Consider the following 12225-nt stretch of genomic DNA (forward strand, 5'->3'; position numbering starts at 1 on the left):
ATGATGGAAAATAAAGGTAAGATCGTACAGGTATCCGGACCGGTTGTCGATGTCGAGTTTGCAGATGGGAACCTTCCGCGGATTAAGGATGCCTTGTATGTGATGAACAATGGAAAGAAATGCGTCATGGAAGTATCCCAGCATATCGGTGACAATGTTGTGCGCTGTATTATGCTTGCGGCGAGTGAGGGCTTGTGCAGAGATATGGAAGTGACAGCAACCGGATCCGGTATTCAGGTTCCGGTCGGAGAGCAGACATTAGGACGGCTGTTCAATGTACTTGGTGAGACATTGGATGGAAAGGAAAGTCTGGAGAATGGTGAGCATTGGTGTATCCACCGTGAGCCGCCAACATTTGAAGACCAGAGCCCGGTTGTTGAGATGCTGGAAACCGGTATCAAGGTTATTGATCTGCTTGCCCCATATGCAAAGGGTGGTAAGATCGGTCTGTTCGGTGGTGCCGGTGTTGGTAAGACCGTCCTGATTCAGGAGCTGATCCACAATATCGCAACGGAGAGTGGTGGTTATTCCATCTTCACCGGAGTTGGAGAGCGTTCCCGTGAAGGTAACGACCTGTGGAATGAGATGAAGGAATCCGGCGTTCTTGATAAGACAGCGCTGGTGTTTGGACAGATGAATGAGTCACCGGGTGCCCGTATGCGTGTGGCAGAGACGGGACTTACGATGGCGGAATATTTCCGTGATGTAAAGAAGCAGGATGTGTTGTTATTCATTGATAACATCTTCCGTTTTGTACAGGCAGGTTCAGAGGTGTCCGCATTGCTTGGACGTATGCCTTCTGCCGTTGGATACCAGCCAACTCTGGCAAATGATCTGGGTGAACTGCAGGAGCGTATCGCTTCCACAAAGGATGGTTCTGTAACATCGGTACAGGCGGTCTATGTACCAGCCGATGACCTGACAGACCCGGCACCTGCTACAACATTCTCTCACTTGGATGCAACGACTGTATTGTCACGTAAGATCGTAGAGCAGGGTATCTATCCGGCTGTTGATCCATTGGAATCAACCTCCCGTATTCTGGAGGCAGATGTCGTCGGAGAAGAACATTACCGTGTTGCACGTGAGGTGCAGGAGACTTTGCAGAAGTATAAGGAACTGCAGGATATCATCGCCATTCTTGGTATGGAGGAGCTTTCCGACGAGGATAAGCAGACTGTCTACCGTGCGAGAAAGGTACAGCGTTTCCTGTCACAGCCATTCCATGTAGCTGAGAATTTTACGAACGTCAAAGGTGTATTTGTACCGGTCAAGGAGACAATCCGTGGATTCAAGGCAATCTTAGATGGTGAGATGGATGCGTATCCGGAGGCAGCCTTCTTCAATGTCGGTACGATTGAGGATGTAAAGAAGAAAGCAGAAACCCTGTAAAGGATAGAAAGGGGACGGCGTATGAATACATTTTCACTCAAGATCATAGCCTGTGACCGGGTGTTTTATGATGGACCATGTGAAATATTGAAATTCCCCGGCTATGATGGACAGATGGCGATTCTGGCACATCACGAGAAGATGACGACGAATATTGAAGTCGGTGAGCTGCATTTCCGGACACCGGATGGAGAAGAGCATGTGGCAATCTGTTCCGACGGACTTCTGAAGGTAAAGAATAACGAGGTTGTTGTACTTGTCTATTCGGCAGAAAAACCGGAGGAAATCGACGAGTTCCGTGCACAGGCTGCGAAGGAACGTGCCATCGAGCAGATGCAGCAGAAACAGAGTATCATGGAATACCACGTATCCCGTGCTTCGCTTGCGAGAGCAATGGCGAGACTGCAGGGACATGACCGTTACGAAGTGAAGTAAATAAAAGGATGAAAAAACACCCAACTGTTTAGAAGCAGTTGGGTGTTTTTGTCTGTATATTTTTCGTGAAGTGGCATTACTCCCGGTTCTTCAGTGCCTCTTCCATAGGAATCTTCTGAATCTTCTTATACTGCAGGAAACTTAATAACCCGTAACATACAATATCCCAGATCACAACCTGAACATAGATAGATGTTCCGATATGAACATTTTCCAGCCAGATATCAAAAGTCCGGAAGAGATAGACAATCATTGTCTTCAGGATGACTGTTGATAGTGGCAGACTGATTGCTACACTGACAAGGACAGCTATCGCGGTTGAAATAATATAGATTTTCCCGATTTCTCTGTTGTTGTAACCGAGAATCTTCGTCAGGGAAATCGATTCCGCATTTTTCTCCAACACAATCTTAGAGAGCAGGTAGATAACGATGACGAAGATAATAAGGGAAAGATATTTCATCAGAGGCATCATACGTCCCATCGAATCATTCATCTGGTCGCTTAACTTCGAATAGTCCGAAGGCCCCATCGTACTGTAGATGAAACTGTCATCTAAATCATCCAGCGCTTTGTCAGAGAAATATCCTGTGAAATAATCCGCATCTTTCCCGAATGTGTCATTGTAATTATCAATGCTCATAAATACGGAGAAGGCTGCCGGGTAATTGAAGCTGCCGGCAATCCGGAAAGAATATTCTTTATCGCCGTATTTTTCCGTTATTTTAATTGTATCGCCCACTTTGTAATCGTTCAGTTTCATGAACGATTTTGAGATGATTATATCCCCTTTTTCTACAGGCATAGAAACCTGTGTCAGGTACTTTGAATTGTCTGCGATTCCATATACAAGCACTTCCTTTCCGTCATTATCCGCAAGCGCAGTCAGACAGTATTTTTCAGCAGATGAATCGTCAAGCTCTACCGGTGCTTTGAGTGTATATTGATAGTTTGCAATCAGATGGTCAAGCACATTGTCTGTCTGGTCATTTAAGATTGGAAGCATGCTGGCGGAGAAGATAAACAGGATATTTGCCATCAGGATACCAATCGCCATCGTGATATAGTTGGAGCGGTTCTGCAGGATTGTACGAATCCGGAATCTTGTCAAAAACTTGAAGTCCGGAAGCTTTGTCACATGCTTTTTCTTACGTTTTGACAGGTCGTGCCGCAGGAAGTTAAGCGGTGACAATCCAAGCATTGATCGAAGCGCAAGGTAGTTGATTACTAACAGGATTGCAATCGGAATCACAGTCGTAAGCAGAAAGGCGTTTGCATTCCAGACAACCTTGAATACAGGCAGAGAGTAGGAATGGTAATACATGTCCTCCATGAATTTACGAAAACAAGTGTAACCGCCGATATTTCCGATCACTGCGGCTGCAAGGAATACGTACGTTGACGCAGCCATGTAATGCCGGATGATTTCGCCTTTTGTATATCCGGAAGCTCGCAGGGTTCCGATGGCACCGGCTTCTGCTTCAATCGTGCTGAAAGTCATAAGTGCGAAGATGAATGCAAGCAGTGCTATCATGATATAGAGCATCATGACCGTGCTGTTTGTATCGCCATCCATATCTTCCCTTGTAAATGTGATCGCTTTATTGTTCTGCCGCATCAAAAAATCGGTCAGATAATTTCCCTGTGGAGCGAGCTGTTCGGACAATGTGTTCATCAGGTCTGTGCTTACGTCATAAGAAGCCCGGTCATCAAGACTTCTGTCCGAGAAACGATAAGCAAAGCTGTAGGTAAGCTTGCTTTCGGAGAATTCCTTGAAATAATCTGCCGTGACAAACCCCATGGTAAATGTCGTTGCGCTGAACATCGAATCAGAGTTTTTCTCGAACAGACAGCTATAATCCGGGACAGCAACTGTTCCGCAGATTGTTAAATCCTTTCCGTCAAAGGTGAGGGTGTCACCGATTTTGAGATTGTTGTTTTCTGCAAAGAGGCGGTCGATGGCAAGTTCTCCGTTCTTCTCCGGGGCGTGCCCTTCAAAGATCGAATATGTATTTAACGCCTCGCGGTTTTCGTAGAGACGGATGGAATAATTGCTGTTGCCTTCAAAGGTGTAATCAAAATTATAGAAGTATTGTTTGTAGATGGTTGCTTTTGCTGTGTCTGAATCTTCCTGATCAGCGATCTTCTGCAGTTCGGCCACAGAGATTTCACTGTTCGTAGAGAAATGTCCATCCTCTAATTTATATGTCTCGATACCATCGTCGTAGGTGTACATCATGCTCAGCGAAGTAACCAGCATACCACTGACGATTGAAATCATAAATGTCAGAAACAAAAAGATGGATATGTATTTCCCTTTTTCTTTTCTGATATCCCGAAGAATACGTTTACGCAGTGGATTTTTGATTGTTTTATCAGCCATATGCATTCACCTACCAATCTAATTCCATCGCCGGTGTCTTTGTTTCGTTTGTATATTCTTTCCGGATCATACCGTCGCGGAGCTTGATCACACGGTCTGCCATGAGTTTGATGGCATCGTTGTGCGTAACGATGATGATGGTATTTCCGTATTTCCGGTTGACGTCTTCAATCAATTTCAGAATATCCTTGGAGGTATTGTAATCAAGGGCGCCGGTTGGCTCATCGCAGAGCAGCAGATCCGGATTCTTGACGATGGCACGACCGATGGATGTACGCTGCTGCTGACCGCCGGAAAGCTGGCTTGGAATCTTATCCTTATGCTCCCAAAGTCCAAGTGTATGAAGCAGGTCATCGACATCAAGCGGGTTGCTTCCGAGGTAAGCGCCGACCTCGATATTCTCCTTGACGGTCAGGTTCGGGATCAGATTATAGAACTGGAAGACGTAACCTAAGTGTTCACGTCGGTAGAGCGTCATCTGCTTTTCGTTCATGGCAGACATGGCAGCACCGTTGATGATGATCTCTCCCTTATCATAGCTTTCGATGCCGCCGATGATGTTCAACAGGGTAGACTTACCGGAACCGGATGGCCCGAGCAGGACGCAGATCTCGCCTTTTCCGATACCGGTAGAAAGTCCTTTTAAGACTTGTACACGGTTGTCTTTTTCACCATAGAACTTTTCAAGATTGTTGATTTGTAAGAACATGATTTTCCTCCTTTTATGTGACTGCGAATCGTGAAGCAAAACACGAATGCAGGTGATGGTAGCGAGTTGCAGATTATCACATTTCTACGCAGACTCGCTCGCGCTCACTTCCGCACATAGCAGACACTAAACTCACAAAGCACCAATTCTGCGAATTGTTACTCTGTTCGTTAAGTGCTGATGTGCTACAATGGTCTGCTTAAGAACATGTGATAATCTACAACTCTTACCTACCATAATGCTCGTGTTTTGCGATTACGTGATAGGCAGTGAATATAAAACTCCCAAATGCATTAACCTTTTTCTATTCTCATACGTGAAAACATATGAATATATGTTCATATATAAAATAAACGTGTAATACAGGTTTGTCAAGCGTATTTTCGCTTGCTTTGATGGATGTTTTATATATTTGGTTAATTGCCGTGGTTATTATAACGCAAAAAGTTAGTCAAAACAAACCGTTTATGCAGGATTTTTGAGCTGTTGGGAAATTTTCTCATTTGTGGGTGGCTGGTTGGGTAAAAAAGTTTAGAATAGGGAAAAAACTCTAATGGGAGGAGGTAGAGAAGAGAGCTAGTTGGGTAAAAAAGTCCGGAAACGGGAAATTGCTCCAATGGGGAGAGGTAGAAAAGCAAGCTAGTTGGGTAAAAAAGTCCGGAATCGGGGAATTGCTCTAATGGGAGGAGGTAGAGAAGAGAGCTAGTTGGGTAAAAAAGTCCGGAAACAGGAAATTACTCCAATAGGAAGCAGATAGAGAAAAAGAAAGTATGGATTGAGAAACAAATCACTCTGTGATACCATAGGAAAGAAATAGAAACAAACAAGAAAACAACCAAGGTACATATGAAATACAAGAAAACGATAATCGATAATTCTTGGAATAAAATCAGGAGGGAATACAAGTGGAACCGAAAGCAGTCGTGAATTTACGAAAAGGAGAAGGTCGTACCATCAAGGCAGGTGGACTCTGGATCTTCGACAATGAGATAGAGAGCGTGATGGGAAGTGTGGAAGATGGCGATATTGTCATCGTGCGTGATTTCGATGGATATCCAATGGGACGCGGATTCATCAACCGGAAATCCAAAATTACCATTCGAATGCTGACTCGAGACGCAGAGCAGGATATCAACGAAGCATTTCTCCGTATGCGGGTGAAGAATGCCTGGGAATATAGAAAAGCTGTGATGCAGGGTGAAGATCTTACATGTTGTCGTGTGATCTTTGGTGAGGCGGATTTCCTGCCGGGACTCGTGATTGATCGGTTCTCGGATGTGCTGGTGGTGGAATCCCTCGCACTTGGCATTGATTTATATAAGGAACAAATCGTGGATTTGTTGAAAGAGATCATGGCGCAGGATGGTGTCAAGATCCGCGGCGTATACGAGCGGAGTGACGCGAAGGTGCGCAAGAAGGAAGGACTTGCTCCATATAAAGGATGCATCGGTGCGGAGTTTGAGCCGGTCGTTGAGATCGTGGAGAACGGTGTGCATTATAATGTGGATGTAGCAAATGGACAGAAAACAGGATTCTTCCTTGACCAGAAGTACAACCGGCTCGCGATGCAGAAACTGATCAAGGGTCTGACCAGAGGCGTGCAGGAGACACCGTTGCGTGTGCTTGACTGCTTTACACACATGGGAACCTTTGCATTAAATTGTGGCTATGCTGGGGCGAGTGATGTGTTAGGACTTGATATTTCAGAGTTTGCTGTGGAGCAGGCAAGAGAAAATGCGAAGCTCAATCATTTGGAGAAGACTGTACATTTTAAAGAGGCAAATGTATTGGACGAGCTGCCAAAGCTTGCTGAAGCAGGTGAGCAGTTTGACGTTGTAATCTTAGATCCACCGGCGTTTACCAAGTCGCGCGAAGCAACCAAGAATGCAATCAAAGGCTACCGTGAAATCAACCGGAAAGGCTTGCAGCTTGTAAAAAACGGCGGGTATTTTGCAACCTGTTCCTGCTCACATTTCATGACACAGGAATTGTTCACAAAGGTAATCGGTCAGGCAGCAGCGAGCGTGCACAAGCGTCTTCGTCAGGTGGAATTCCGGCAGCAGGCACCGGATCATCCGATTTTGTGGGCGGCGGATGAAAGTTATTATTTAAAGTTTTACATTTTTCAGGTTGTTGAGGAAAAGTAAGAGGTGTAGTAACAAGATGGGAAAGCTGAATGTGTTTTAAGAAGATAAGAGAGTAGATAATCATTATATAAGTGGCTATCTACTCTTTTCGTTTATAGGGTTTCTTTTCATCTGTTTGGTTCAGAAGATAATCAATGCTTGTTTTATAAATCTTGGATAGTTTAATCAGAATATTTGTGGGGATATCATTTTCTCCGGTTTCATATTTCGAATATCCTGTCTGGCTCATATCCAGAAGTTTGGCCAGATATGTTTGTGATATATCATTATCTTCCCTAAGCTCTCTCAACCTGTTTTTAGTAGAAAATTTACGCACAAAATCACCTCGGATGTATTGTACTTTAATCTAAAACAGGTTAAAACGATTTGTAATAAGATTTTAATATGCAATACAAAAGTATAAGAGGAGAGGATAAGTTATTATGAAGAAGAAAATGTTATTGCAACTACATTTGTAACAGTTGTTCTTGTTGCGGGTATAGCATTTATTGTTAATGGCTGTGCGGATAAAAATACGGATAGTTCCCAGACTGCAAACACAGAGACAAGTGCGACTATTACAGATGCAGATACAGCAGAGAAAGAATCCGTTGATATAGTAGATGCTGACACAGCCAAAGCAGATTTTGATACCGTCAAGACGGGGTCTGAAACTGTCAAGGTAGATGATGCTAAGTCTGAGGATAACAACTCAGGCAAAGAGCCAGCAACACAGGCACCTGCTACCATTGAGACACCAACGACTCAGGTTCCTACCACACAGGAACCAAGAACGGAAGAGCCTACAATTGCTCACTAGCACATATGGAAGACAGTTGTAGATAAAAAAGCTTATGATGAACCTATTTATGAGGAGCAGGATGTGTATGAGTGGCACTCTATGTGGACTGATGGCAGTTATGCTGATGAATTCAGAGATAAGGAGGTTATGTTTGTGTGCACTTACAATGATGAAACATGAAATTTTCTTGCAGAGCGATGTTAGGGTATGTCGGATAAGATATTTACATAGAGCGAATGACTTGCCTATTAACAAGGGCGGATCGAATTAGGGAAAAGATGAAATCTTGGTTAGTGTTAAATTTTTTAATATTATATGTATGTTTTTTTTTAATATACATATAATATTAAAGGAATATAAATATACAAAATGTATTTACTTTTACCATGATTGTGTTAAAATGTGTATAAAGGAGGTAAAAAAATGAATAGACATTTTTATCTTTTAACACTTGATATATATGGTATAAAAAATATTGCAAATCCAATTCATTTAGATTTTTATAAGAAGACAATTAAAAGGGATTTTAATCCCGAAAAATATAAGATTAAAGCAATTTATGGGGAAAATGGATCTGGAAAAACGGCAATAATTACTGCAGTTAAACTTCTTAGAAATTTATTGATTGATAAAAATTATTTATCTGACCATGAGACACAAAAATCACTAGTTGAAATTATAAATAAAAAGACAAGGAATGGATATATTGAATGTGAAATATACGTAGATATAGATGAAGATAGAGAAATTTTGGATTATTATATCTCTTTTGAAATAAAAGATGATGGCAGAATTTATATAACAGAAGAAAGATTAAGTCGCAAAAACGGAAATTATTCAAAAAATTCATATTTATGTGTGTTTGAGTCAAAAGATGGGGCATTAGAGAAGTTTGGAAATGATAAGGTGTACGAATTTGTAAAAGAAAAAACTTTGAATTTATTAGATAAACAGTCATTTGCTTCTAGTATACTTACAATGATGAATGATTTTCCGCATGATAAAGATTTAAATAATGATTTTGTAACTGTAATAGAATTGTTCGCATTTGCAATTTCATTAAATGTTTGCATTGACAATGCAGATATTCATACAAATAATCGGTTATATCAAAAAATACAAAGTATAGAAGAAAATAAAAAAGATTCTTTTACAAAGGAAACATTTAATCAACTAAAGAGGGAAATACTTGAAGCTTCTGGAAGAGATATTTTGGTGCCTAAAAATTTATATAGTTCATATGAAGAACAAATCGCAAAACTTAGTATGTTTATTCAGATATTTAAACCAGAGCTCGTAAATATTGAAGTAGATAAAAAAGATTTTGATCAATTTTATAAATGCAATCTGAAAATGATATATGAAAATTATACTTTGGATCAAGAGTTTGAAAGTCGTGGAATAAAAAAAATGATGGATTTATTTTATTATCTTGAAGATGCATGTATGGGAATGATCACATTTATCGATGAATTGGACTCTAATATAAATGATGTATATCTAGATAAAATAATTGAATATTTTATATTATATGGAAAGGGGCAGCTTTGCTTCACTTCTCACAATCTCTCTCCAATGTCTGTGTTGAAGAAGAATAAAAATGCTATAACATTTATTTCCAGTGTTAACACAGTTCATACTTGGGCTAATAACGGTAATTTGAGTCCTGAGAATGCATATAAGAATGGTTTTATTGAGGATTCGCCATTCAATGTTGATGCATCGGATTTTCTTGGAATATTAGGAGGTACTGATGAGTAGGCAAATATTATTTTGCGTGGAATCCAATAATAAGGCTAGAACTGATTATCAGTATATTGAGGAGACATTGAAAAGATTTTATAAAGTGGATAGAAAGATTAGATATAGAGCAATATATTTAGGATCAAAAACGAAATACAATGCGAAAGATAAAGTAAGAGAGATAAATAAAAATATTAAAACATTTATAGGTGAGACAACTGTTATTTATTTTATTGATGTTGATGATTATGATACTTCTTATGACACAAAGAAATTATATGATGATATAGAAATCTATTGTAAAAAACATGGTTATGAGTTCGTTTTTTTTCATAAGGATGTCGAGGATGTTTATTTGGGGAATTCAGTTAAAGATAAGGAAAAAGTAAGTAAGGTTGCTGAGTTTAAAAGAAAAAAAATGATAGAAAATGTAGATGAGTTTATGTTGAGAATGGACTATCATAAAAGACATTGTAGTAATATACTTAAAGTATTGGATAAGTATTGGCAGAGAAAGTAGACAGTAAAACTACATATACAAGAAATGTTCATTTAAACAAATTATCTGATGATACAAGAAGCATCTAAAGGAGAATCGTTATGAATAAACATATAGAAAAAGCAATGGAGCTTCGAAACGAAACTCCAATGGTAAGCAACTGTTCCCAGACGATTATGCGTTGTTATGCTGAGGATATGGGAATTTCAGAAGAAATGGCAGCAGGGCTTGGCTGTAATTTCGGTGGTGGTATGAAATGCGGTGGTATCTGTGGCGCAATCACAGGTGGTTTGATGGTGCTTGGTGCCAAGGGCGTTGAGAATCCAGCAAAGGTAAATGAGTTTCGCAGGAAGATTGCGGAGAATCATGATGGAATGGTGAACTGTGTGGATCTGCTTCGCGCAAATGCGGCGAAGGGTGGCAACAAGAAGGAACATTGTGATAAGATGATTCAGGAAGCAATCACGCTTATAGATGAAATGGTGTAAAAATTTCTTGACGAAATTTATTATGTAACATAGAATGAGATTAATACAGTGAAAAGGAAGAAATCAATGTTCTGGAAGATGACAACATTGCAATTGAAAAAAGGTTACATTTTCGCTCCTAACGGGGATAGTGCGCCTTTTTTCAGGAATAAAGTCTGATTCATCAGAACCATTCTATGTAAATCAAGGTACATTATCTCCTTAACGATAAAATATAAGTTAAGGAGATTTTTTATGTTTAAAATTAAAAAACAAATTTCGAAGTTGTACATGGCGTCCATCTTAGGCAATCTGTCGCTGACGGGCGCGTGGGTCGCAATTCTTGCAGCGAGAGGATACAGTCTGATCAAAATCGGAATTGCAGAAACGGTGTTTCATATTTTCAGTTTGACGTTTGAGATACCATCGGGCGTTTTTGCAGATGTATTTGGACGAAAGCAGATGCTGGTGGTGAGCAGTATTATGCGTGTGATCGGAAGCATCTGCATGATTTGCTCAAAGAATCTGACGATGGTGTGTGTGGCAATCGCGTGTTTTGCAGTTAGCTATAATTTTTCCTCGGGATCTGGGGATGCGCTTGCATATGATTCGCTGAAATTAGTTGGTGAGGAGGTACGGTATGAGCGTTACGCATCCAATCAGTTGATTTTGTATCGGCTCTGCAATGGCATTTCTACATTGTGTGCAGGTTTTGCACTATTTGTTGGATATAAGATTGCGTATGCGTCGGATATTTTGGTGACCGGTATTCAGATTGGCGTGCTGTTGTCACTTCGCGAGATTCATTTGAATCACACAGGCGCGGAGCGGAAACAGGCGGTGTTGCAGTCGGTATGGAAGGAACTCAGAGGTTGTTTCGTGGAGAGTCTGCGTTTTCTGAAAGAGTCGAAGCGGGCAGTGTTTCTGATGACATGTAATTCCTTTGTCGGTGCGGTTGATATTGTATTGCTGTTTTTCTTACAGGCGAAGCTGCCGCAGACGGGTATGCCGGATTCAGCACTTGGAATAGCCTTGTTCATTATGGAGATGGGAGGAATCCTTGGAGCCAAGCTGATCTTGCAGTGTAAGAAGTTACGGTATCGCTGGGTGTTTGTGATAACGTCTGTGCTCGTTTTATGTGGCGTTTTGATTGAACATACAGGCGTCGCGGTACTTATGACGCTGGGCGGATTTGTAGCGGCATGCAGTGATGATGCATTGCAGGTTCGCACAGATGCAATCTTACAGGAAATGTTTCCGTCTGAGCAGCGGGCAACGCTGATATCAATGGAATCTTTTACATTTTCCATGATTATGATTGTGTTGTCGCCGCTTGCAGGAATTGTATTTTCCGTGTGGTAAAAAGAATTGCCGTCGGTTCCTGTTCGGAGCTGGCGGCAATGTGTTGTGAAAATTCAGAAATGTAACATAGATGAAAGAAATAAAATAGAAGATGTTAATTCCGAAACTGCACGCGGCGAAGCCTAGGGAACAGGCGGAGCGGGAACCCGCATTTGACCTTGGAGAAGAGGGAAGAATAAGCGGCAGTTTCGGCATTTTTGATTTCGTGGGATGTGTGATTTATTGTGCCTTTGAAATCTGGATGTAGTATACAATAGATATTATAAAAAAGGGGGATTATTGACTGAACATGCGAAATTCCTGACTG

At 41.0% G+C, this 12225-nt stretch carries 12 protein-coding genes; 8 read left to right on the plus strand and 4 right to left on the minus strand.

The annotated features are described in order from the left end of the window. Together atpD and atpC are read left to right on the plus strand one after the other, a co-directional pair. Positions 1-1392, plus strand: a complete 1392-nt coding sequence (atpD, locus tag AAAT93_RS04685) for a F0F1 ATP synthase subunit beta (RefSeq protein ID WP_021986280.1) — start codon at positions 1-3, stop codon at positions 1390-1392. Positions 1393-1413: 21 nt separating this feature from the next. Next, on the plus strand, positions 1414-1827 hold the full coding sequence (atpC, locus tag AAAT93_RS04690; RefSeq protein ID WP_021986279.1) for an ATP synthase F1 subunit epsilon: 414 nt from the start codon (positions 1414-1416) through the stop codon (positions 1825-1827). 76 nt (positions 1828-1903) lie between these two features. On the opposite strand, the gene AAAT93_RS04695 is transcribed toward atpC, so the two are convergent. Continuing rightward, entirely contained in the window at positions 1904-4210 is a 2307-nt protein-coding gene (locus tag AAAT93_RS04695; protein WP_227573046.1) for an ABC transporter permease, read from the minus strand. 10 nt (positions 4211-4220) lie between these two features. Next, positions 4221-4919 carry an ABC transporter ATP-binding protein gene (locus tag AAAT93_RS04700; protein WP_227573047.1) on the minus strand — a complete coding sequence of 233 codons (699 nt, stop codon included), beginning with the start codon at positions 4917-4919 and terminating at the stop codon, positions 4221-4223. Between the two features lie 905 nt (positions 4920-5824). On the opposite strand from AAAT93_RS04700, the gene AAAT93_RS04705 reads away from it, so the two are divergent. Continuing rightward, complete coding sequence (locus AAAT93_RS04705) at positions 5825-7066, plus strand: class I SAM-dependent rRNA methyltransferase (protein WP_227573048.1); 1242 nt, start codon at positions 5825-5827, stop codon at positions 7064-7066. A gap of 79 nt (positions 7067-7145) precedes the next feature. Here AAAT93_RS04705 and AAAT93_RS04710 read toward each other — a convergent pair whose 3' ends face one another. Both AAAT93_RS04710 and AAAT93_RS04715 read right to left on the minus strand, forming a co-directional pair. After that, positions 7146-7382, minus strand: coding sequence for a helix-turn-helix domain-containing protein (locus tag AAAT93_RS04710; RefSeq protein WP_021986275.1), 237 nt, complete (start codon positions 7380-7382; stop codon positions 7146-7148). 104 nt (positions 7383-7486) lie between these two features. Beyond that, complete coding sequence (locus AAAT93_RS04715; protein WP_207664333.1) at positions 7487-7795, minus strand: hypothetical protein; 309 nt, start codon at positions 7793-7795, stop codon at positions 7487-7489. Positions 7796-8270: 475 nt separating this feature from the next. On the opposite strand from AAAT93_RS04715, the gene AAAT93_RS04720 reads away from it, so the two are divergent. From AAAT93_RS04720 to AAAT93_RS04740, 5 genes are all read left to right on the plus strand, one after another. Further along, complete coding sequence (locus tag AAAT93_RS04720) at positions 8271-9608, plus strand: AAA family ATPase (RefSeq protein ID WP_021986273.1); 1338 nt, start codon at positions 8271-8273, stop codon at positions 9606-9608. After that, positions 9601-10110: a hypothetical protein gene (locus AAAT93_RS04725; protein WP_021986272.1), complete on the plus strand. Its 510-nt coding sequence runs from the start codon at positions 9601-9603 to the stop codon at positions 10108-10110. Before AAAT93_RS04720 ends, AAAT93_RS04725 begins: the two co-directional genes overlap by 8 nt. 80 nt (positions 10111-10190) lie before the next feature. After that, on the plus strand, positions 10191-10577 hold the full coding sequence (locus tag AAAT93_RS04730; protein WP_021986271.1) for a C-GCAxxG-C-C family protein: 387 nt from the start codon (positions 10191-10193) through the stop codon (positions 10575-10577). 234 nt (positions 10578-10811) lie between these two features. Beyond that, entirely contained in the window at positions 10812-11918 is a 1107-nt protein-coding gene (locus AAAT93_RS04735; protein WP_021986270.1) for an MFS transporter, read from the plus strand. A 91-nt stretch (positions 11919-12009) separates the two neighbouring features. Next, positions 12010-12165, plus strand: a complete 156-nt coding sequence (locus tag AAAT93_RS04740) for a hypothetical protein (protein WP_182428781.1) — start codon at positions 12010-12012, stop codon at positions 12163-12165. Positions 12166-12225 lie beyond the last annotated feature (60 nt).

It is taken from the genome of Coprococcus hominis (ex Arizal et al. 2022), assembly GCF_040094675.1.
Lineage (GTDB): Bacteria > Bacillota > Clostridia > Lachnospirales > Lachnospiraceae > Coprococcus_C > Coprococcus_C hominis.

Excerpts from the sequence above, each read along its gene's own strand:
- AAAT93_RS04720 (WP_021986273.1), top strand. The coding sequence starts at position 8,271 with ATGAATAGACATTTTTATCTTTTAACACTTGATATATATGGTATAAAA.
- atpD (WP_021986280.1), top strand. The coding sequence starts at position 1 with ATGATGGAAAATAAAGGTAAGATCGTACAGGTATCCGGACCGGTTGTC.
- AAAT93_RS04715 (WP_207664333.1), bottom strand. The coding sequence starts at position 7,795 with ATGGTAGCAGGTGCCTGTGTTGCTGGCTCTTTGCCTGAGTTGTTATCC.
- AAAT93_RS04725 (WP_021986272.1), top strand. The coding sequence starts at position 9,601 with ATGAGTAGGCAAATATTATTTTGCGTGGAATCCAATAATAAGGCTAGA.
- AAAT93_RS04730 (WP_021986271.1), top strand. The coding sequence starts at position 10,191 with ATGAATAAACATATAGAAAAAGCAATGGAGCTTCGAAACGAAACTCCA.
- atpC (WP_021986279.1), top strand. The coding sequence starts at position 1,414 with ATGAATACATTTTCACTCAAGATCATAGCCTGTGACCGGGTGTTTTAT.
- AAAT93_RS04735 (WP_021986270.1), top strand. The coding sequence starts at position 10,812 with ATGTTTAAAATTAAAAAACAAATTTCGAAGTTGTACATGGCGTCCATC.
- AAAT93_RS04700 (WP_227573047.1), bottom strand. The coding sequence starts at position 4,919 with ATGTTCTTACAAATCAACAATCTTGAAAAGTTCTATGGTGAAAAAGAC.
- AAAT93_RS04695 (WP_227573046.1), bottom strand. The coding sequence starts at position 4,210 with ATGGCTGATAAAACAATCAAAAATCCACTGCGTAAACGTATTCTTCGG.
- AAAT93_RS04740 (WP_182428781.1), top strand. The coding sequence starts at position 12,010 with ATGTTAATTCCGAAACTGCACGCGGCGAAGCCTAGGGAACAGGCGGAG.